Genomic DNA, 18,880 nt, shown 5'->3' with positions numbered 1-18,880 from the left:
ATATAATTTTTGTATCACTGTGGAGGGGGGGTTATGATATGACTTTCCAAGTTATATCTGAGCGTATAAAAAGGTAGAATGACTTCTTTAACTGGCAGGATGGGATCTATGGCTACTGCAGGACACCTAATCAGCAACAACCTTCCCAGCGTTAAACAACTTCAGTGTTTTCTGGCAGTGGCGCATGAGCTGAACTTTCGCAGAGCCGCCGAACGGCTCAGAATGACCCAGCCTCCGTTAACCCGTCAGATCAAATGCCTGGAAGTCGTTCTTGATCTGCAGCTGTTCAGCCGCAGTACGCATGATGTCAGCCTGACTGAAGCTGGCCGTGCGCTGGTTATAAAAGCGGAGGAAATTCTTCAGGAACTCAGCGAGCTGAAAACAGGCACACTATCATCGGAAAAGACTCTGCGCATCGGCCTGACCCGCACACTGAATTTCGAGCTGATTGAGCCTGTTAAGCGGCAGCTGAACAGATTAGACGCCGGTGACGACGTTGAAACGCCTAACCTGACGTCTGCTCAACTGCTTCAATGCCTGTCGAAAAATATGCTCGATCTTGTGCTAACAGGGGAAAAGGGTACAGGCCATGAAGACGTCGTTCAGTATCGTTGGATCTGCCGTGAGCCGCTTCTGATGGCTATGCCAGCCATGCATTCTGCAAGCCTCAAAGAGAAAGTTTCGCTGGAGGACGTTAGTGATTTACCGCTTTTCTGGTTCGCCAGAAGCGCCAATCCATCATTTTATGACAAGTGTGAAAGCTATTTTGAACTACTTCATTTTCCCCTTAAAAGGCTTAAAGAACCGGATGATTCCCTCGTTATGCTTACCCATATAGCGAAGGGAAAGGGATTTGCCCTTATGCCCCAGTCGAAATGCATCTTTAATCAGGAAGGGCTTTGCTACCGCGAGCTGACAGATCGTGAATCGCAAAAGCTGAATATAGACATCTACGCTGCTACCCGCCTTAATGAAAAACGGGAGGCCATTCTGAAGGCTCAGGACATGTTATGTGATACTGGCTTCGCCGATTGAAGACCAGGAGCTGTGGCGTAACTTCTGTCAGAAACAGCTTTAGTTTTATCGGCGGGGCTTTATAAAAAGTTTTTGACCTGCCCTCCTGTAGTGACCGCATTACTTCGTTATCTGGCAGGCGCATCAGCGCCCGCCTTAACCAGCTGGGTATCACCACAGCGCTGCAGCTGGCAGATAGCAACATCAGCATAATACGTAAGAACTTCAATGTTATCGTTGAGCGAATCGCACGCGAGCTCAACGGGGAGTCGTGCCTGGCGCTCGAAGACGGGACGCCAGCGATGCAGCAAATAATGAACTCCCGCTCCATTGGAGAGCGTATTATCCAGCTGGAGCACATGCAGCTGGCGGTGATATTGTATGCCTCACGCGCGTCGGAAAAGGCGACAATTACTTGACGAGCTCAGCTAGCTGCTTTTCGCATAAACTTAGTCAAACTTTTATGATGACATGCACCTATTCGAAGTATGCAGAATGATGTTCGTCAAGCCCTCATTAGTGCTGAGAGCTATTGTGATCTTCTGTTCCTCGCCCATAGCCGCCCTTAAAGCATCAATAATTTCTGTAGATTTTCTGTTCCACATAAACGGCGACATGTCAGCGCGCATGATGGCCATACTGGGTGAGATGGCCGCGGGACAGGAAGTCTATTCCATCGATGAGTCTTTCCTGGATGTGACCGGGATTAGTGACCTTATCTCCCTTGAGACATTTGGTCAGCAGATGCGGGAGCGCATCCGGCGTGAAACCGGGCTGATTATTGGCGTAGGGTTCGGACCAACGAAGACACTGGCCAAACTGGCCAACCATGCGGCAAAGAAGTGGACGCAGACCGGGGGCGTCGTGGATTTGTCCAGCAGAATCCGGCAGCGAAAACTACTGCACCTGACCGACGTCGGTGATATCTGGGGGATTGGCCCGCGCATTACCAAACGCATGCACCAGCTGGGGATCACAACGGCTCTGCAGCTGGCTGACAGCAACATCAGCATGATACGGAAAAACTTTGACGTTATTATTGAGCGCACTACTCGCGAACTTAATGGTGAGTCCTGCATTGCACTGGAAGATGCCCCGCCACCAAAGCAGCACATTTTAAACTCGCGATCTTTTGGCGAAAGAGTCACTAAACTGGAAGACATGCAGCAGGCAATCGTGCTGTATGCCACACGTGCGGCAGAAAAACTCAGGGAGCAGAATTCGCGCTGCCGACATATCAGTGTTTCCATCGCCACCGCTCGTCACGGTGATGAACCGCAATATTCGAATACCGCCTCTCGCGTCTGTGATTATCCGACGAACGACACCCGCGACATAATTGAGTCAGCGCTAAGTGGCCTCAGCACCATCTGGCAGGAGGGTTACCGGTATGCGAAAGCTGGCGTCATGCTGGGAGATTTTTATCAGTCAGGCGTGGCACAGTTTGACATGTTCAGTGAGCAGCAGCCGCGTGCGAACGCAGACGCGCTAATGGCAGCACTGGACGGTATTAATCGATCCGGGAAAGGAAAAGTCTTTTTCGCGGGTCAGGGTGATCGCGACAGTTCATGGCAGATGAAACGTGAAATGCTGTCACCTCGCTATACAACGAGATTAAAAGATATCCCAGGAATAAAGTAACGTTAAAGGAACATCCGAAGCTCATAGAGTTGTATTTTCAAAAAAAATTCCGCTCTGTGCCAAGAGCGGAAGTAGCTAACAAATTTATGTATTGATCAATGGAGTGCAGGTTACACTCAACACAATAACTATAAAGAAAACGCCTTAATGCAATCGCGCACTTTAAATATTTCTTTTTCCGCTGAAGCCACAAGTGAGCTGATTTTCTCATGTCTATCAGCATCTACTCGCAATTTCAATAAACTCAAAGAAAGAGCATAATTCTCGACAATCCTTAAGAAGTTTATTCCTTCTTTAATATCATTGCTTACTTGTATATTGTGAAAATAAAAATCACTCAAACTAATGCCTTTATGATTGCTCTTATGGGCTTTTAATATTAAATGCCGTAATGCATTGATAATCATCGCCAGCGTACTTAGCCTTCGACTCAACTCATACCTGGACCTTCGTTTAAAAGATAAATAGTATCCCTTGAGTCGCCTTAACTCATTCAAGCTGATTCTGTGATCTTTTGGGGCATTTTCAATCTTGATAAGAATCTCAGCTCTAGTATGTTTAGAAAACTCACTAAAAGCTTTCTCAATATATTTTTTAGCTGGAGTATCATAAGCATAAAGCACTGAGTAAAATAGGCTGGGTTGGACTCTGCTGTTTACAAAAGACTCAGGCATAGAATCATAGATTGAACGCTTTAGTTGATAATCAATTGCGGAACTAACGCTCTCCCGGTAATCTTTGCAAAAACGTTTGCTTACATGGATATCAAGATATTGACGCTCGGATATTGCATCATCGAAAAAAATGTCATTCTTGAAGAACTCAAATTTTTGTAATAAGCCTCTCAGATTTGCGTTATCAACGTGGTCGAAGCTTCCATAATTTAACCCATAGATCGCAATTATCAATTTCAGTCTATCAGTAAGAACATTTGATAGTTGATCTGTAAAAATCTTCTTACCTATTAAATCGTGTTCGCCACCATAATACTCATTGTCAATATAGTTCAAAATATGACAAGCGTGTCTTATGAATGAGGATAAAATACTATCTGAAGTGATGGGGCTATGAATCTTAGCCAAAATAAGATTAGGCTTGAGTTTATCATTAAGTTCTTTGTTGCTATTTAGGTGCGCTTCAACGCCTTTTTGCATTTCAAGGTTTTTTTCAAGCAACAGATAATACCATTGTTTAAAAGAAGCCTTCTTTGATTCTATTAAGGATTCACGAGTCAACTCTACTGCTCGAAATGCTGCCTTAGCGCTTGAGCGCGCTTCAAAAGCCGCCCAGGCAGTTGCAAAAAATGCAAGTGCTGTTGCCAATGCACCAAGAACTTCAATGTTGGAAATGATTGAGTCCCAATACATAAAACTAAACAGACCTATGATTAAAAATATTATAATGGGCATATGAAACCTTATATCAGCTATCCTAGCATTATGACTAAAAAAGAAACCTCGTATATTTATTTTTTCACATCAGTTAATGTTTTAACATTATTTTTTATTCTCAAATAGATATCGAGAAAGAACACATAGTCATCATAGATGACCAGTGTATCTTCAAGGTCCCACCATCCCGGCCAAAGCCTCTGGCTGAGACTGGTAGCATCCGTGATGACCTGCCCCCGATGATTAATGCACCATAAGGAAATAGCTTCGCTCCGCTTCTTTTGCCGCTCCCCGTCCTCCGGCCGGAAACCTGCAGGGATAATGTGCCGTGCCCTCACGGTAGCCGGGCCGCTTCGCATTCAAGGGAAGCTTCGCCGTCCTGCTCACCCGTTCCCCGCCGTGCGCGGGACATTCAGTCCGCTCCGGCGGCGCGTGCGGCTTGCGCGTCCGCCCCTGCCTGCTCCGCTTTACGCCCGTCTTTGTGGTGGTCACGGCACCACAGGGGTGCCCCCTGACACTGAGGAGCATAACTATGTCCCGATTCATGCGTGGCGACAGCGTAGAGATCATGGCCAACTTTCCGGATAACAGCATCGACTTCATTCTGACAGATCCCCCGTACCTCGTCGGCTTTAAGGACCGGTCCGGCCGTTCGATCGCGGGCGACGTGAGCGACGAATGGGTGCTGCCGGCCAACCGTGAAATGTTCCGCGTGCTCAAAAACAACAGCCTGGCGGTGAGCTTCTACGGCTGGAACCGCGTAGACATTTTTATGCAGGCGTGGAAAGCGGCGGGCTTCCGCGTCGTCGGGCACCTTGTGTTTACCAAAACCTACGCATCGAAATCGGCATTTGTCGGGTATCAGCATGAAAGCGCCTACCTGCTGGCCAAAGGACGCCCGCCGCTGCCGGCTAAGCCCTTACCTGACGTGATGCCCTGGCAGTACACGGGCAACCGGTACCACCCGACCGAAAAGCCGGTGAGCGTGTTGCAGCCGCTTATTGAAACCTTCACTAAGCCTGGGGATTTAATTCTGGACCCGTTTGCAGGCTCCGGCTCGACCTGCGTCGCCGCGGACCAGTGTGGCCGCCGCTGGATTGGTATTGAACTAATGGAGCAGTACCACATCGCCGGCCTGCGCCGCCTTGGAGAACTGCGCGCCGCCCGTGCCGCATAACGTATTTTCCGTAACCAGACCAAGAGGACAGCACCATGACAGACCAGATAATGACAACTGACAACACCCGGCTTACCGACGACATTAACGACCTGGAGGAATCACTTTACGAATTTCACCTGCGGTTACGGGATATGACTAAGCGCCATCTTTACCGCGGTGCGGCGCCGGCACAGAAAATGGCCGGGATGCTGATCGAGCAGATCGATACCGAACTGGTGGCGTTGTACCGGCGCGCTGCCGAAATGCGCGGCCACCTGAAATAACGGACGGGGCGGTCATTTTATGACCGCCTGCTGTCTGTGCGCGGATAATGCTGCCGCTGCGCTTTTGTCCACAGAGTTACTGACCGGATATGCACTAGGGCTGTGGACAGAATGAAATAAGGATGTTGCTGCGCGCCGCTATATTCCGCCATGCGGCGGGGCAGGGAAGAAAACCCGGTCCGTGCGGTCTGCGGCCGGTGCCGTGACTTCACTTTAGCCCGGCTGCTGCGTGTTCAAGAGACCGCTTCGCTCGCCATCCTCGCCCGTTCGCACTTGCTCCGCCGTGCTTACTCCCGTCGCGCCGCCGCTCAGAAATTCGCGCCAGCGCCGTGCGTAATCCCGTCTCCCGCTCGCTTGCGCTGCGGCCTGCGGTGTCGCTCCTGAACACTCCGCTTTCCGCCGGGCTGTCATTCAGTCACGGCACAGGCCGGAACTGTGATGACTTTGACTGTGGAGGATTTCTTATGACATTTAGCGGACCAGCGGTATACGTCGGGACTTACCATAAATACAACTGCGGCAGCATTTTCGGGAAGTGGTTTGATCTCACTGATTTTGAGGAAAGGAATGAGTTTCACGACGCGTGTCGCGAACTCCATGCATCTGAAGATGATCCAGAATTCATGTTTCAGGACTGGGAAGGCATTCCGTCTAAATTCGTTTCTGAATCCTTTATCGACTGGGATTTCATTGCGGCCTGGAAGCAGGCGAAAGAAGAGGGCAGGGAAGACGCATTTGTTGCCTGGGCGGATTACTCCGGCGAGTGTGATTTTGACGCATTTGATGATGCGTACAGAGGGACGGCCGAATCTGAAGAAGATTTTGCCTTTGATCATATCGAAGACTGCGGTCTGCTGAGCTCCGTGCCGGAGCCGCTGCGCTCTTATTTCGACTATGAGGCCTATGCCCGCGACCTGTTCAGCAGCGGCTATGTACTGCACGACGGCTTTGTATTCAGCAACTGATAGATAATACCGGCAGGGTAAGCCCTGTCGAAAAGGAGAACAAATTGAAACTTACACCACAAACCCGCGACATCCTTCGCCAGTACAAAGCCGTGATCAACGAGCGCCGCCGCAGCAGTGGCCAGAGAGAGCTGAGAACCGAAGAGATCGTAGACGAAATCTGCTATTTCATGACCTGTCAGAGTGCTGTTTATCTCGGAAGCCACTTTATCTTGCAGAGGGGGTAAGGGTAAGCCGGCAGCTTCAGGCGGTTGCGGCCGCCTTTTAGCCCGCGAAAACCGCGCCTGCGGCAGCAGAAAAGAATGAGGCGCGCCTGACGGCGCGACTCCCGTCTTTCTGCCTGTAACGACATCGTGGTAAATATCATGGAAAGTAAAACCACGCAGTAGAGATAAAATCATCAGTAATTTCGAAAACGGCAATGCTTTCAAGGGGAGTGGGTGAAATGCCATGAATCAATTCGTGATCAAACACTTTGTTACCCAGCACCGTTCTTGAAATAAGTTCTGCCCTGAGTTCCGGATTATTGAAGCGATTACTTATGTAAAACTCCCGCAGCGCTGATTTTCCGATCGTGGAGGGCGTTTCGGCGGGCATGCGATAGCCTCTGAAATCCTCAGAAAAACAATCAATGAAGGCATTAATATCGCGTTTATTGTAAGCCTCAAACTGAGCGGCGACGGGACGTGTAACTGACATGTTCAGCTTTCCTTTGGTGATTATTTATGCTTTTTATTAGCATTAATATTCGATAATTAAAAGGTTTCTGAAACCCTTTCTTCCGGGCATCGCTGATTGAATTTAAAACGGCCGTTGCGCTGGGCGTCCTGTCGGCTGTCATGCTTCGCACAGAGCCGGCAGGCCGTCTCTGCCCGGCCCCGTTCCGGGGCAGCGGGTTTCCATCCTGACGCAACACCTTCCGCTCACAGCAGCCGTTCCGGCTGCGCCGCTCAGTCACGCCATAAACGGCGCTCCATGCATCCCGCCACCACACACGGCGGGATGTAAGGGGCAACGTCGTTTCGCGCCCGCGCGTCACGCCGTTCCGCCGTGACGACTGTGTTCATGCTCATCCCTGTGCTGTCACCCTTTTCCGGCTGGTACGGAGCGGAGGGCTTTTCGTAGCACAGTCATCCGTTCGCCCACTAGGGGTACGCTTCGCCGTTCCTCGCCCGTTCGCACTCGCCATAAAGACGGCTCGCTTGCGCTGCGGCCTGCGGTGACGCCCCGTGTTCGCCCGTCTGCCGGTGCTACTTCTGCCCTTCGCCGCTCCATACCAACCGAAACAGGGTTTTAGTAACCATCAGAGGAGAACCAGCATGAACACACAGAACGTCAAAACCGCCGCAACCAAAACCACCGAAACCTGGGCTGAAGGTCAAAACAGTAATTACTACCTGGGAGATCGTTTTGCCAGCGCAGAGGGGTACGCCGAAGAAGCGCGGAATTACTGGCTGAATCGTGAGGCGGCGGCGGTAAAAGCGCCTGCGGAGATCGACGTACACCGCTTTCATGATGCGCTGGGGACACTCTATCCGCTGAACTGGGCATGCAGTGAGAGCGGAAATTGTGAAACGTTCATGTTTGCAGAAATGTACTGCGGCGAGGTAACGGACATTTACGCCCGGATCGGGGTGCGGTACTTCCGCCTGCGTAATTACAACCACATGACCCACGCGCAGATCATAACGAGCGTTAAGGAGGTAATTGAACTGAATCAGAAATGAAAAAAGCAGGCATAAGCCTGCTCATTCACCGCCGGAATCACGCTACCAACGAACATTCCGGCGCTGTCAAACTTAACGGAGATAAACCCATGCAATTCGACCCGCAAATCGTGTCACAGGCGAGAGTATTTGTAAATGCGCTTCGCGAAGGAAAAAGCGCCCGCGTTCCTGCGATGAAGCTGAAGAACTGGCCGAAGTTTATGAAACTGGTTCATGCTGGCCTCAGCATGGCGTGATGTGAAAAGCCGCCCCTGATCGGGGCGGCTGTAAAAGGAATAGATTCATGTCACAGATAAGTTTTGCGGAATTTTTTGACCAGGCACAGGACGCGGCACCGGTTGTTCAGCATCCTTTACCCGCGCTGCCGGTAAATCTGCCTGCGGTTTCCGCACCCGCGTTAAGCCTGGCAGCGGCGCGACGACAGTTTATCAGCGTCTTCCATGAGACAGCGTACAACCTGCGCCGCTGGGAGGTGTTCAGCGATTTCATTATCCTGGCGGCCAGTGAACTGGATATCGCCCGGATCAGAACGCCGGAGAATATTGAACGCTGCCGCAAAATCAGCGAACGCTACAGTGCCGCCGACATGCAAAATATGCATGAACTGTTCGCGCTGATGGTATGTGCGCTTCAGGCTCAGTTTCATGATTTTCTGGGCGCAGTTTTTATGGAGCTGGAGCTGGGCGACGATCGCCAGGGGCAGTATTTTACGCCTTACAATGTGCAGTCAATGATGGCCCGCCTGCTGATGCCAGGCGTGATTGATACCATCCGGCGGGAAGGGATGTTTACGCTGTCAGAGCCGACCTGCGGAGCCGGGGGAATGGTGATCGCTTACGCAGAGTGCCTGATTGAAGCCGGGCTTAATCCTTCCGTTCAGATGTTCGTCAGTTGTATTGATATCGATCCTGTCGCAGCAGACATGGCGTTTATACAGCTTTCTCTTCTGGGCATTGCTGCCGAGGTTGTCACCGGTAACACGCTGACGCTGGAGTTTAACCGGGTACGCTATACACCGGCTTACTATCTCAACGATTTTGAAGAACGCCTTAAAAGCCAGCGCCGGATCAAAGCGATGATGGAATTTATCAGGGCAATGTAAGCCACGGACAAAACAGCAGGGAACAGAAAGGCAGGGAAGCCGGAGTTACGGGGTTATATAGGGTGCATGCGTAAGGCAGAAATTGCACAATATACGGAATTTCGTATAATGAGGGGATGATGCGTAAGAAAATCAGTTTCATTGACAGCAGTCTTGAGGATTTACGGGCTTTCCCGGAGGAGGCCCGCACAGCGTCAGGGTATCAGCTTGACCTGGTTCAGCAGGGACTTGAGCCGGACGACTGGAAGCCTTTTGCTACGGTAGGCCAGGGAGCACGTGAAATCCGCATCCGGGGTAATGACGGCATTTTCCGGGTCATGTATGTCGCCAAATTTGAAGAGGCCGTGTATGTGCTGCACTGCTTCCAGAAAAAGACACATAAGACCAGCCAGAGTGACGTGGAGCTTGCCCGGAATCGTTATCGCAGACTGGTAGAGGAGCGTAAAAAATGAATATTCAGACTTTTGATAATGTGTGGGACGCGATCAGCGAAACGCCAGAGCAGGCGGAAAATATGAAACTCCGCGCCGAGTTGGTAGGCCGCCTGAATAGCTGGATTAAGCGTAATGGCCTGAATCAGGCCACTGCCGCCGCTGCGCTGGGTGTTTCACAGCCAAGAGTGTCCGAGCTGGCAGGAGGCCGGATCAACTGCTTTTCGATTGATAAGCTGGTCAGCATGATGGCGCATGCCGGACTGCACATCACCAGTATTGAGATAAGCGAACCAGAGGCGGCGTAAGCTGCCTTTTTGCCCCGCGCAAACTGCCAGGGCGGTAGCCCCTGCGGGGCAGGATAAATCCGGTGCTGACGCACCGGCTATACCCTTTCACCTGACCGCCGTCATCACCTGTTCCCATCTGCCACTGACAGCCTGCCGTTTCTGCTCTGTGGGCTGATTCTGCCACTGCCACTGCCACTGCCACTGCCTGGACATGGCCACCTTCGGCTCCCCGGCGTTGCCGGGTCGTCAGTCCCACTTCGCTAAGCGGCAAGCCGCTAAGCTCCGCCGAACCCCTTCGGGTTTCGGACATAGGGCCTGATGGCTGAGGTCAACGGCTGCAACCGGCTGTCGCCGGTGCTTCAACCGGGCGCGCAGCGCCCTTTAATGGCGTCACGCCGTTCCGCCGTGACGACTGTGTTCATGCTCATCCCTGTGCTGTCACCCTTTTCCGGCTGGTACGGAGCGGAGGGCTTTTCGTAGCACAGTCATCCGTTCGCCCACTAGGGGTACGCTTCGCCGTTCCTCGCCCGTTCGCACTCGCCATAAAGACGGCTCGCTTGCGCTGCGGCCTGCGGTGACGCCCCGTGTTCGCCCGTCTGCCGGTGCTACTTCTGCCCTTCGCCGCTCCATACCAACCGAAACAGGGTTTTAGTAACCATCAGAGGAGAACCAGCATGAACACACAGAACGTCAAAACCGCCGCAACCAAAACCACCGAAACCTGGGCTGAAGGGCAAGACACTGACGGCCTTGATCCGGCACTGGCTCAGAGCCTGGATTACCTCAGATCATTGAAGTCAGAGAGCATGACCGAGAGTGAACGTTTTGAACTTCTCACAGGCACACTGATGAATATGGCTAAAGAAGTTTGTGACACTGTTACTGACTGGTCGCGCCCGCGCCCGATGATCCCGCTGGCGTCATTTAAAGCGTGGATTGAGGCGGCACACATTGCGCACGGCTATCCAGACGGGATGGGCGATGCAGCATGGGGATATGCAAGCAGTGAACTGGCTTTGATTCTCAAAGCCGGATACGCCATGCATAAAGCGGATATTGCCTGATGAGCAAACAGCAGTTGTAAAAAAAGCAGAGTTACCTCTGCTTTCTTCACCGCCGGTATTTACGAGATACCGGCAACATCAAAACCAGAATCTGGAGAGATATATGATTTTTGACATGCAAATCGTCGCACATGCCATCGCGATTGTAAACGCCATGCGCAGCGGCCAGCTGGCACATTTAACGGCAATGCTTTTTTCACAGTGGATGCAGGCAGCGCGTCAGGCGGAGAAGCAGTCATGAGCAAAATTGTCGAGCAACCACATTTCACAGCATTCACCAGCCCGGTTCAGCAGGACGATATTACCAGAGTGATGGGTAAGTACTGTCTGATCCGCCTGGATAATGGTGCAGAGTCCTTCTGGCACAATGGCCATTATGTCTGCGAGGCGAACGGCGCATATGGTGAAACGGGTGTGTCAGACATTGCCAGGCTGACCGCACGGGCGGGTGGTCATTCGTTACGGTGCATCGAGCTGCCGGTGCCTGATGGCGAGTGGTGCTGGGGTGATATAGCGGAAAACCTCGCCCGGAGTGCCCTGACTGAAAAGGTACGGGCCACCTGCATCGTGACGGGCTGCGTAACAGCGCAGGGCAGGGGGTTTCACTTCTGCAATCATCCGCTGCTAAGCGGTGACAACTCGAATCTCTGGTTTCCGATTGGCAACAAGGAAGATTGGTTTGAGGCTGTGGAGCGGATTCTGGTTATGAACGGCTTAGCCGAGAATCTCACCAGTCTTACACCGCTTCGTGACGGACCAGAGTATATGGACTGGAAAGCGACCTATAACAGGAAGGTCATAATCTAGAGAAACTAAGGCCGGTTTACACCGGCCATTTTGGCCATGAGCGCGGTGATGAACCGCGAAAAAACCTGCAGGCCTTTCAGGCCAGGTAAAACCCGGTGCTGACGCACCGGCTCTCCCCCTCCGCGTTCTCTGCAGTCTGCCAGTGATGCCCGATGTCTCACTGCTGTCCGGATGGTGTTGCCGGTTATGCAGGCTCAGGTGCAATTGCTGCATTTACTGACTGAACATCAACTTCACGGTCCGGGACATGGCCACCTTCGGCTCCCCGGCGTTGCCGGGTCGTCAGTCCCACTCCGCTAAGCGGCAAGCCGCTAAGCTCCGCCGAACCCCTTCGGGTTTCGGACATAGGGCCTGATGGCTGAGGTCAACGGCTGCAACCGGCTGTCGCCGGTGCGTTCACTGGCCCCAATAACGGGGCCGCTAAGGACCGGACCGGCAGAGCCGTCCGGGGCTGTGCCCTGTTCATCTTCCGCGTTCTGCTTCGTTTCCTGAATCCCTTCGCCGTGCAGAAATCTGGCTCACGGGCGTCTTCGCGCAAGGGCCGCAAGCTAAACGGCTGCACCCGGTCCCTGCGGGCTGCGGCTTAGCCGTTTCCCTCTGCGCTCAGCCTGATCCCCGCGCGCCCATTCTGCCCTCACGGCGAGGAACTCAGAGAAACATCGAATAAACCACACGGGAGACACAACATGTCACAGCTCAACGTCAACACAACGGCTTCAGAATCTAAAGAATCATCGTCTTTAACGGCAAAACCTTCAGAAGAAATCAGCTATGAAGCTATCCGCCGTGCCTTGCGTCGCAGCCTTTTTTACAGGGATCATCCGCAGTTCAATGTGAACACTGCTGCATTGCGTAGCGATTTCGGCATGAATCTGGAGTACCTGACAGCGGCAACCTTTACGCGCGAAGAAGCAGAATTTAATACGGGAAAATATCGCTCAGGAATCGAGATGCTGCTGATTAACGCGCACGAGAAACTGCTGATCACGGTTTATGTATACGGTCCAGTGGCAGGCTCTGCAGCGGAAACCTATGAAACCCGAATCGTTCATTCAGCAAATCCAATCGGTGAAGAAGAGTACGTGGAAAACACTGAATACCAGACAACTAATGTCTATAAAGCAGAAGGTGAGATGAATGACACAGCTCGTGACCTGTTCTGGGCTGAGCATGGAGGGCTGAGCAGATATGCGCAGCAGAACCTGCCTCTGGCTGACGAATACAGCCCATTCTGCCACTGGCAGTTTTCGCGTCTGAAAGGATAGATGCTGACTCCCCTGCATTACCTGCAGGGGAAATCGGGTGCTGTTACACCCTGTATAGCCCTTCATCTGCGCTTTCTCAACGGGGCCGACTGTCCCGCTGTCTTCCCTTCGGACACAGAGCTGCTGTAAGCAGCCTTACTTCCTGCAGCTGTTGCACGTAGCTGCTATCAACGTTATTAACACCATAATCATCTCTTCTGAAGTACCGGAATGCCCTGTATCGCCTGGTAAAAAGCTGGCACACCGGGCGTCCGGGCGGCTGTCATGCTTCGCACAGAGCCGGCAAGCCGTCTCTGCCCGGGCCCGTTCCGGGCCAGCGGGTTTCCATCCTGACGCAACCCCTGCAACCGGCTGTCGCCGGTGCGTTCACTGGCCACGAAAGGCCGTGGCCGTTGACGACCCGACCGGCTGAGCCGTCCGGGATGTGTTCGTGCCCGTTATCGGGCGCGGCGGGCCAGTTGCGGTCAGCCCAGGCGCGGAGGGCTTGTCGTAGCACCGTCGTTCGTCAGGTGCAAGGGTGAAATGCACGCCTGCGGCGCCCTTGCACCTGCCGCCTGCCGTTGCTCCTTTGCCCTTTGCCGCGACTGGATCGACCGAAACATGACAACCCACCTGAGCAGGAGAAACGCCATGAACACACAGAACGTCAACACCGCCACGCCAGAATCTCCCAAAACATGCGCAGAAAAGCAGGGCGAGACGCTCAGTCCGGCGCAGTTTCGCGATCTGTATGAGCATATGCACAGGCATGCGGTGTTCACCGGAATCAGCGGAGTTAATGGCGCACAGCTGGCTGACCTCGATGCACTTGAGGAGCCAACAGAAGAACCTGAAGCAGCAATTATATACCTGCATAAAGGCTGGCCGCTGGCGCTGTATGAGTACGACATCGGTTATCTGATATTCCGCGAAGCGCTGGCTGCTTTATAAACCGGCTTTTATTTCACTACTGACACAGAACCCTTAAGAGGTAATTAATTATGGTCCGTTTGGCTTCCCGCTATGCCGCCCAGACAGCTCTCCGTAAAAACAGCCCGCTGAGCAATGACGAGCTGATGCGAATTGTTCCAAGCGCATTTTCAGCAGAAAAGCATGACTCACGTTCTGAGCGCTACACTTATATTCCGACCATTACGCTGCTGGATAAACTGCGTGAAGAAGGGTTCGAACCTTTTTATGCCAGCCAGTCACGCGTACGTGATCCGGCGCGCCGGGAATTTACTAAGCATATGATCCGCCTGCGCCGGGGAAATAAAAATGGCGGCGAAGAAGTGCCGGAAATCGTATTACTGAACAGTCATGATGGTTCAAGCAGTTATAAGATGATCCCGGGCATTTTCCGGCAGGTCTGCACTAACGGGTTAGTGTGCTGGAAGTCGTTCGGTGAAATCAGCGTGCCGCATAAGGGGGATATTGTATCACAGGTTATCGAAGGTGCTTATGAGGTGCTGGGTGTGTTCGATAAGGTGGAAAATAATATTGGCACAATGAAATCCATTGAGGTTAACAGCGAAGAACGCCGCCTGCTGGGGCAACTGGCGCTGGAATATAAATATGACGGTAAAGTGCCGCCGGTAACCGCTGAGCGTATTATTCAGCCTCGCGCATGGTATGACAAAGGCACCGACCTGTGGACCGCGTTTAATATTGTGCAGGAGAACCTGATCAAGGGCGGCGTGCCTGGCAGAACGGCGAAGGGAAAAAGAACCACTACCCGACCGGTAACGCGCATCGACGGCGATATAAAACTGAATCAGGCGCTATGGAAAATGGCGGAAGAGTTCGCGAAACTTAAATCGTAAAAATAACCCCGGCATGCCGGGGTTATTTTTTGTCTGGCATGACGTCCGCAGTGAGGAATTTTTCCGGTGCGGGCGCTTTTTTATTTTTCTGCACCATTGCGGTGTAAACCTCATCCCGTGCAATAAGCACGCGGTAAATGCTTTTGATGATGGCTGCATATTCCCGACGCTGCTTGATCAACTTAGGGCTCGGGCCGGTATTGTACATCCCTACGCTGTCCCAGTTTCTGCCATACTGCCTGAAGTTTCGCGCCTCGATCCACGCACCGGTATAAATGCAGATGCACGGATCTTTAAGCAACCTTTCCCGCGTAATATCAAACTTTTTCAGCTGATTAAAGTGAGAGCTGTTTATCTGCATATTGCAGACGTCATGCGTGCCGCCGCTGCTTTTAGTATTCAGTGCGTTGTTACGCATGCGTGATTCCTGAATTGAGTGTGCCATCAGCAGACGCGGATCAATACCGAAATCGTGACCAGCTTTTGTGAAGCACATTTCCGGCGCAGCCTGCACGCTGAATACAGCGGCAAGCCCGAATACAGCAAACCATTTCATTCTTATAATCTCACTTGCTTGCGCAAAATGCGTCAGGCGGGGGTCGTGTGAAAAATACCCGCTCAGATCATCACTTGCAAGATAATTCGTTACAAACGCGCACAGTGCGCTGACAGGCATGTGATGAACTTCGTCCGGGATATAAAGAATTCATTAAGACAGGGTTAATTAACAAGCCGCTTTTCAGAGGTAAAGTTTCATCACACCCCACGCAAGATGAAATCTTGCAGTTTAGTTGTTTAAAAACATAGGTTTAATTTTACTTTTTAGCTGTTTTTTAGAAGTATGATGAAAATTGTGTGTTAATTAACACACTTTGCAGTGCCTGATTGTGTGTTAATAGGGTGCCTGATTGTGTGTTAGTACAGTGCCTGATTGTGTGTTAATCCGGCACTGTAAACGGCACTGTGGTGTGTGCTGATTGTGGCTATTTAATAAAAACATAATGTTATGTATAGTATGTCAGTGTGTGGTGCCGGATTGACACACATCAAAAGCCAGTACAGTGCCGGATTAACACACATCTTTCACAGACTGAAGTCGCAATTTTCGTATAAAAAGCGTGCACAGTGCCGGATTGACACACACAGAACTGAGGTGCAGTGCCTGATTAACACACCCACCGGATTAAATGAACAGTGCCGGATTGACACACACTGAAACCGGGGTGAATAATACAGGAAGGGCAATCTTATCCGAATGCGGCAGTAACGCTGGTGCCGTGCAGACAATATTTTTTAAATAAATCAAAAAGGCTGGGTAAAATATATCCTGTCTTACAGGGAATACGGGAATGGCGCGCAGAAACATTTACTTCAAAGAAAAAACCGAAAGAGAAGTCCAGGAGCTGGTGCAGATAGAGCTGCAGAACGGCGCAACACACGGTGAGGTTAACTTCTCCTCTGTGGTGAATGAACTGGTGGGTATCGGCCTGATGGTCAAGAAACATCAGGGTGAAGGAAATAAGTTTGATACAGAGGAATTTAATCGCGACTTAATACGTCGTGTTGCAGGCACGCGCGAAGGAACCAGCATCATGATGGCGATGCTGACGGAAATGTATCTGCATATCCGCGGTGAGTCCGGGGCGCAGGCGCTTGAGGAGATGATTGACCAGAACCTGACGGGAATGAGCTCCGCAGAGGATAAAGCGGAGAGTAAACATTTTATAGTTGAGTAATAGATAAGTCCGGAAGCTCCGGACTTTATTCTCTTTTTGATGAGTATAAATTAACAGTAGTTATTGGGATTAAAATTTTAAAAGTAGAGCCTTTACCAATTTCAGAATGTGCACTGATTCTTCCTTTCATTGTTTTTAGGTAGCTTTTAACTATTGAAAGCCCCAGCCCTAAACCTTGCCGGGTTTCACTTTCTACACCCTGATTGAAGGGCCTGAAAAGCAGGTTAAGTTTCTTACTATCAAATCCGCAGCCTGTGTCACTCACTCTCAAAAATAGGTGTGAGCTTGTCACTCTGAGCCTTACTTTTATTAGCCCGGAATGGGTGTTTTTGTTTGCGTTATCTATAATATTGTGGATTATGGATATTATTTTTTGTTTGTCAGCATTGATTAGAACGTTCTGCGGATATACGCTGCACTCAATTTTATTAGCATTGCTTTCGTTATAGAGCGACAGGCCTGCATTCAGAGCATCTTCTGTATAGAAACTAACATTATTGATACCTACATTACCGATTTCAATTTTTGAGAATTCAAGTATTTCTTTTGTCTGAAGGTAAAGCTTATTAGAATGAAAAGTGATTTTTGCCAGATACTTTTCTGAGTTTAAAATATCTCCCCTGACATCAATCATATCTGATGATAACTGGATTTTCTGAATGGAGCCTGAAAGTTCATGATATATAGCAGATATAAAGATGTTTTTACCTCTAATCGCTGAGTTTAGTCTCGCGATATGTACCCAAAGCAAAATAATTAAGGTAAAGAGAAGTACTATACAGGAGAGAGCAGCAAGTTCTGTATAAGAGGAGTTGTCAATAATCAGTGATTTTATTGTGTTGAAGTTTCTTATCTGAATTCTATAGATTATTTCCTGCAGATTGATAAGTGTGGGCTGCATCTTATTCATCTGCTGTAATAGCACATCCTTCCTTTCTGAAGCAGTTGTCTCTTCATTTAGCCTGCTTAACTCAGCACTTTGCTTTTCGAGAAGTTCAAGGGCACTCAGAAAATCTGGCTCATAATAAAAGGAATTTATTCGTAACGATTTGTTTTTAAGAATTCTGACTTTTGAATCAAAAACGGATTTCTTTGTTTCAAAGTTGTCAGGTGTTTCTGTCTGATAAACAGAGGTCCGGGTTCTTTCAAATGCCAGGAAGAGGATTTCAGCTGTCGAATAGTTATCAAGGTTTGGCTCAATACTCTTATACTGATTTTTTATCTCGTTAAATTTCTGGACAGTGAAAAAAACAGAACCTGAAAAAGAAAGGGTCAGCACCAACCCGAGCAAGACCGGGACAATCCTCCCCTTCATTTGATAGCCTCAATCCTGTTGATCTGCCATACAGTTTTGGCATTTACGTCAAGTTTGTTCAGTTCCGGATGCTGGTCTCTCGGGTAAATCACGGCAAAAGGACCCAGGTCAGATACCGGTATCACTTTGTCATTTTTACGGAATGCCAGGATGACATGGTACTTCAGCAGTTCTTCAACAGGCAGTGTGTAGCTGTAGTCATCAAGTGCATAGATTCTCAGGGATGATGCCGTAATCGAGTAATTTGATAGCAGCTCTGTAAAGGTCACACCCTCAAAGGTCGCTTTAGGCGTGAAATTTGTAGCTGTCGTGATTGATGTGACTGGTAGCTTTAGTAAATCCTCTGTAGAAACGTTAATTTCTTTACTGCCATCTGCCAGAACAAAGGAGTTAGCATACGCTGCTTTGGCAGAGAGCAAAGAGAACAGAATCGCTGTAAATAACTTCATTTGGCCATTTTCCTTTTCTTCATAATCAACTGTCCATATTCATCTTGACCGCAGCTATGCCAGCCTCTCGCTTGATAGAAACGAGCAGCTGATGAGTGTTCGTCAGTGGTAAGCTCAATCTCAGTGTCCCCCTGTTCAAAAAACCACTCAGTGATTTTTTCCAGTATTGCTCCCCCTACTCCCCGCCCCTGGAACTCTGGCCTCACAAACAGACCACCTATCAATGCATGGGGTATGTGGATGCCGAGGCCATAACCTACATAGTAATCATCAAGTCTGCAGATCCATCCGCCATTCTGAGCAACATCAGCCAGAATTACTTCTCTCTGCAGATACTCAATCTGATGGGCATGGACAAGATTTTCGGTGACGGAAAATCGTATGTCGTACATCTCTTTTATATGTTCAGCCGTTAATTTAATTAATTCCATTTCAGTG

24 protein-coding genes are annotated in these 18,880 nt (G+C 50.3%); 18 read left to right on the top strand and 6 right to left on the bottom strand.

The genetic code is table 11. The features are described 5' to 3' along the window. Positions 1 to 108: 108 nt before the first annotated feature. A complete protein-coding gene (locus tag WFO64_RS21150; RefSeq protein WP_337014049.1) occupies positions 109 to 1,035 on the top strand; it encodes a LysR family transcriptional regulator in 927 nt (308 codons plus the stop codon). Between the two features lie 450 nt (positions 1,036 to 1,485). After that, positions 1,486 to 2,655, top strand: a complete 1,170-nt coding sequence (gene umuC / locus WFO64_RS21140) for a translesion error-prone DNA polymerase V subunit UmuC (RefSeq protein WP_337014048.1) — start codon at positions 1,486 to 1,488, stop codon at positions 2,653 to 2,655. Between the two features lie 128 nt (positions 2,656 to 2,783). Here the strand turns inward: umuC and WFO64_RS21135 are convergent, their stop codons facing one another. Next, positions 2,784 to 4,064 carry a hypothetical protein gene (locus WFO64_RS21135; protein WP_337014047.1) on the bottom strand — a complete coding sequence of 427 codons (1,281 nt, stop codon included), beginning with the start codon at positions 4,062 to 4,064 and terminating at the stop codon, positions 2,784 to 2,786. Between the two features lie 514 nt (positions 4,065 to 4,578). Between WFO64_RS21135 and WFO64_RS21130 the strand changes: the two genes are divergently transcribed. The 4 genes from WFO64_RS21130 to WFO64_RS21115 all read left to right on the top strand — a co-directional run bounded on the left by WFO64_RS21130 (position 4,579) and on the right by WFO64_RS21115 (position 6,681). Then, entirely contained in the window at positions 4,579 to 5,223 is a 645-nt protein-coding gene (locus WFO64_RS21130) for a DNA methyltransferase (RefSeq protein WP_337014045.1), read from the top strand. A 35-nt stretch (positions 5,224 to 5,258) separates the two neighbouring features. Continuing rightward, positions 5,259 to 5,489 carry a hypothetical protein gene (locus WFO64_RS21125; protein WP_337014043.1) on the top strand — a complete coding sequence of 77 codons (231 nt, stop codon included), beginning with the start codon at positions 5,259 to 5,261 and terminating at the stop codon, positions 5,487 to 5,489. Between the two features lie 464 nt (positions 5,490 to 5,953). After that, on the top strand, positions 5,954 to 6,454 hold the full coding sequence (locus WFO64_RS21120; RefSeq protein ID WP_337014086.1) for an antirestriction protein ArdA: 501 nt from the start codon (positions 5,954 to 5,956) through the stop codon (positions 6,452 to 6,454). A 44-nt stretch (positions 6,455 to 6,498) separates the two neighbouring features. Further along, positions 6,499 to 6,681 carry a hypothetical protein gene (locus WFO64_RS21115; protein WP_285723218.1) on the top strand — a complete coding sequence of 61 codons (183 nt, stop codon included), beginning with the start codon at positions 6,499 to 6,501 and terminating at the stop codon, positions 6,679 to 6,681. Between the two features lie 136 nt (positions 6,682 to 6,817). On the opposite strand, the gene WFO64_RS21110 is transcribed toward WFO64_RS21115, so the two are convergent. Then, positions 6,818 to 7,153, bottom strand: coding sequence for a nuclear transport factor 2 family protein (locus WFO64_RS21110; protein ID WP_337014040.1), 336 nt, complete (start codon positions 7,151 to 7,153; stop codon positions 6,818 to 6,820). A gap of 620 nt (positions 7,154 to 7,773) precedes the next feature. Between WFO64_RS21110 and WFO64_RS21105 the strand changes: the two genes are divergently transcribed. From WFO64_RS21105 to WFO64_RS21055, 11 genes are all read left to right on the top strand, one after another. Then, positions 7,774 to 8,181: a hypothetical protein gene (locus WFO64_RS21105; protein WP_337014038.1), complete on the top strand. Its 408-nt coding sequence runs from the start codon at positions 7,774 to 7,776 to the stop codon at positions 8,179 to 8,181. A gap of 89 nt (positions 8,182 to 8,270) precedes the next feature. Then, positions 8,271 to 8,417, top strand: coding sequence for a hypothetical protein (locus WFO64_RS21100; protein WP_033774359.1), 147 nt, complete (start codon positions 8,271 to 8,273; stop codon positions 8,415 to 8,417). A 47-nt stretch (positions 8,418 to 8,464) separates the two neighbouring features. Next, positions 8,465 to 9,283 carry an N-6 DNA methylase gene (locus tag WFO64_RS21095; RefSeq protein ID WP_337014036.1) on the top strand — a complete coding sequence of 273 codons (819 nt, stop codon included), beginning with the start codon at positions 8,465 to 8,467 and terminating at the stop codon, positions 9,281 to 9,283. Between the two features lie 119 nt (positions 9,284 to 9,402). Continuing rightward, a complete protein-coding gene (locus WFO64_RS21090; protein ID WP_235765248.1) occupies positions 9,403 to 9,735 on the top strand; it encodes a type II toxin-antitoxin system RelE/ParE family toxin in 333 nt (110 codons plus the stop codon). Next, entirely contained in the window at positions 9,732 to 10,022 is a 291-nt protein-coding gene (locus tag WFO64_RS21085; RefSeq protein WP_163658887.1) for a helix-turn-helix domain-containing protein, read from the top strand. The genes WFO64_RS21090 and WFO64_RS21085 overlap by 4 nt, the downstream gene beginning before the upstream one ends. A gap of 656 nt (positions 10,023 to 10,678) precedes the next feature. Beyond that, entirely contained in the window at positions 10,679 to 11,068 is a 390-nt protein-coding gene (locus tag WFO64_RS21080; RefSeq protein ID WP_337014030.1) for a hypothetical protein, read from the top strand. A 103-nt stretch (positions 11,069 to 11,171) separates the two neighbouring features. After that, on the top strand, positions 11,172 to 11,309 hold the full coding sequence (locus WFO64_RS21075; protein WP_337014028.1) for a succinate dehydrogenase flavoprotein subunit: 138 nt from the start codon (positions 11,172 to 11,174) through the stop codon (positions 11,307 to 11,309). Beyond that, a complete protein-coding gene (locus tag WFO64_RS21070; protein WP_337014026.1) occupies positions 11,306 to 11,875 on the top strand; it encodes a hypothetical protein in 570 nt (189 codons plus the stop codon). Before WFO64_RS21075 ends, WFO64_RS21070 begins: the two co-directional genes overlap by 4 nt. A gap of 686 nt (positions 11,876 to 12,561) precedes the next feature. Beyond that, on the top strand, positions 12,562 to 13,140 hold the full coding sequence (locus WFO64_RS21065; RefSeq protein WP_337014024.1) for a hypothetical protein: 579 nt from the start codon (positions 12,562 to 12,564) through the stop codon (positions 13,138 to 13,140). A gap of 630 nt (positions 13,141 to 13,770) precedes the next feature. After that, on the top strand, positions 13,771 to 14,070 hold the full coding sequence (locus tag WFO64_RS21060; RefSeq protein WP_337014023.1) for a hypothetical protein: 300 nt from the start codon (positions 13,771 to 13,773) through the stop codon (positions 14,068 to 14,070). A gap of 50 nt (positions 14,071 to 14,120) precedes the next feature. Next, a complete protein-coding gene (locus WFO64_RS21055; protein WP_337014021.1) occupies positions 14,121 to 14,942 on the top strand; it encodes a DUF932 domain-containing protein in 822 nt (273 codons plus the stop codon). Positions 14,943 to 14,964: 22 nt separating this feature from the next. Here the strand turns inward: WFO64_RS21055 and WFO64_RS21050 are convergent, their stop codons facing one another. Further along, positions 14,965 to 15,498, bottom strand: a complete 534-nt coding sequence (locus WFO64_RS21050; RefSeq protein WP_337014082.1) for a lytic transglycosylase domain-containing protein — start codon at positions 15,496 to 15,498, stop codon at positions 14,965 to 14,967. Positions 15,499 to 16,291: 793 nt separating this feature from the next. Between WFO64_RS21050 and WFO64_RS21045 the strand changes: the two genes are divergently transcribed. After that, the gene (locus tag WFO64_RS21045; RefSeq protein WP_201253284.1) at positions 16,292 to 16,678 is read left to right on the top strand and encodes a relaxosome protein TraM; all 387 of its coding nucleotides are present in this window, start codon (positions 16,292 to 16,294) and stop codon (positions 16,676 to 16,678) included. Between the two features lie 25 nt (positions 16,679 to 16,703). Here the strand turns inward: WFO64_RS21045 and WFO64_RS21040 are convergent, their stop codons facing one another. The 3 genes from WFO64_RS21040 to WFO64_RS21030 are packed head-to-tail and all read right to left on the bottom strand — an operon-like array spanning position 16,704 to position 18,873. After that, positions 16,704 to 17,993: a sensor histidine kinase gene (locus tag WFO64_RS21040; protein WP_337014019.1), complete on the bottom strand. Its 1,290-nt coding sequence runs from the start codon at positions 17,991 to 17,993 to the stop codon at positions 16,704 to 16,706. Continuing rightward, the gene (locus tag WFO64_RS21035) at positions 17,990 to 18,442 is read right to left on the bottom strand and encodes an oxidoreductase (RefSeq protein ID WP_337014018.1); all 453 of its coding nucleotides are present in this window, start codon (positions 18,440 to 18,442) and stop codon (positions 17,990 to 17,992) included. The genes WFO64_RS21040 and WFO64_RS21035 overlap by 4 nt, the downstream gene beginning before the upstream one ends. Continuing rightward, positions 18,439 to 18,873 carry a GNAT family N-acetyltransferase gene (locus tag WFO64_RS21030; protein ID WP_337014016.1) on the bottom strand — a complete coding sequence of 145 codons (435 nt, stop codon included), beginning with the start codon at positions 18,871 to 18,873 and terminating at the stop codon, positions 18,439 to 18,441. The genes WFO64_RS21035 and WFO64_RS21030 overlap by 4 nt, the downstream gene beginning before the upstream one ends. Between the last annotated feature and the right edge of the window lie 7 nt (positions 18,874 to 18,880).

The organism is Pantoea sp. AS142 (assembly GCF_037152305.1).
Taxonomy (GTDB): domain Bacteria; phylum Pseudomonadota; class Gammaproteobacteria; order Enterobacterales; family Enterobacteriaceae; genus Pantoea.
Note: the sequence above shows the minus strand (reverse complement) of the source record. Positions and strands in the feature narration are given on the sequence as shown.

What these genes read in the sequence shown, in the direction of transcription:
- WFO64_RS21150 (WP_337014049.1), top strand. Translation starts at nt 109, where the DNA reads ATGGCTACTGCAGGACACCTAATCAGCAACAACCTTCCCAGCGTTAAA.
- umuC (WP_337014048.1), top strand. Translation starts at nt 1,486, where the DNA reads ATGCACCTATTCGAAGTATGCAGAATGATGTTCGTCAAGCCCTCATTA.
- WFO64_RS21135 (WP_337014047.1), bottom strand. Translation starts at nt 4,064, where the DNA reads ATGCCCATTATAATATTTTTAATCATAGGTCTGTTTAGTTTTATGTAT.
- WFO64_RS21130 (WP_337014045.1), top strand. Translation starts at nt 4,579, where the DNA reads ATGTCCCGATTCATGCGTGGCGACAGCGTAGAGATCATGGCCAACTTT.
- WFO64_RS21125 (WP_337014043.1), top strand. Translation starts at nt 5,259, where the DNA reads ATGACAGACCAGATAATGACAACTGACAACACCCGGCTTACCGACGAC.
- WFO64_RS21120 (WP_337014086.1), top strand. Translation starts at nt 5,954, where the DNA reads ATGACATTTAGCGGACCAGCGGTATACGTCGGGACTTACCATAAATAC.
- WFO64_RS21110 (WP_337014040.1), bottom strand. Translation starts at nt 7,153, where the DNA reads ATGTCAGTTACACGTCCCGTCGCCGCTCAGTTTGAGGCTTACAATAAA.
- WFO64_RS21105 (WP_337014038.1), top strand. Translation starts at nt 7,774, where the DNA reads ATGAACACACAGAACGTCAAAACCGCCGCAACCAAAACCACCGAAACC.
- WFO64_RS21100 (WP_033774359.1), top strand. Translation starts at nt 8,271, where the DNA reads ATGCAATTCGACCCGCAAATCGTGTCACAGGCGAGAGTATTTGTAAAT.
- WFO64_RS21095 (WP_337014036.1), top strand. Translation starts at nt 8,465, where the DNA reads ATGTCACAGATAAGTTTTGCGGAATTTTTTGACCAGGCACAGGACGCG.
- WFO64_RS21090 (WP_235765248.1), top strand. Translation starts at nt 9,403, where the DNA reads ATGCGTAAGAAAATCAGTTTCATTGACAGCAGTCTTGAGGATTTACGG.
- WFO64_RS21085 (WP_163658887.1), top strand. Translation starts at nt 9,732, where the DNA reads ATGAATATTCAGACTTTTGATAATGTGTGGGACGCGATCAGCGAAACG.
- WFO64_RS21080 (WP_337014030.1), top strand. Translation starts at nt 10,679, where the DNA reads ATGAACACACAGAACGTCAAAACCGCCGCAACCAAAACCACCGAAACC.
- WFO64_RS21075 (WP_337014028.1), top strand. Translation starts at nt 11,172, where the DNA reads ATGATTTTTGACATGCAAATCGTCGCACATGCCATCGCGATTGTAAAC.
- WFO64_RS21070 (WP_337014026.1), top strand. Translation starts at nt 11,306, where the DNA reads ATGAGCAAAATTGTCGAGCAACCACATTTCACAGCATTCACCAGCCCG.
- WFO64_RS21065 (WP_337014024.1), top strand. Translation starts at nt 12,562, where the DNA reads ATGTCACAGCTCAACGTCAACACAACGGCTTCAGAATCTAAAGAATCA.
- WFO64_RS21060 (WP_337014023.1), top strand. Translation starts at nt 13,771, where the DNA reads ATGAACACACAGAACGTCAACACCGCCACGCCAGAATCTCCCAAAACA.
- WFO64_RS21055 (WP_337014021.1), top strand. Translation starts at nt 14,121, where the DNA reads ATGGTCCGTTTGGCTTCCCGCTATGCCGCCCAGACAGCTCTCCGTAAA.
- WFO64_RS21050 (WP_337014082.1), bottom strand. Translation starts at nt 15,498, where the DNA reads ATGAAATGGTTTGCTGTATTCGGGCTTGCCGCTGTATTCAGCGTGCAG.
- WFO64_RS21045 (WP_201253284.1), top strand. Translation starts at nt 16,292, where the DNA reads ATGGCGCGCAGAAACATTTACTTCAAAGAAAAAACCGAAAGAGAAGTC.
- WFO64_RS21040 (WP_337014019.1), bottom strand. Translation starts at nt 17,993, where the DNA reads ATGAAGGGGAGGATTGTCCCGGTCTTGCTCGGGTTGGTGCTGACCCTT.
- WFO64_RS21035 (WP_337014018.1), bottom strand. Translation starts at nt 18,442, where the DNA reads ATGAAGTTATTTACAGCGATTCTGTTCTCTTTGCTCTCTGCCAAAGCA.
- WFO64_RS21030 (WP_337014016.1), bottom strand. Translation starts at nt 18,873, where the DNA reads ATGGAATTAATTAAATTAACGGCTGAACATATAAAAGAGATGTACGAC.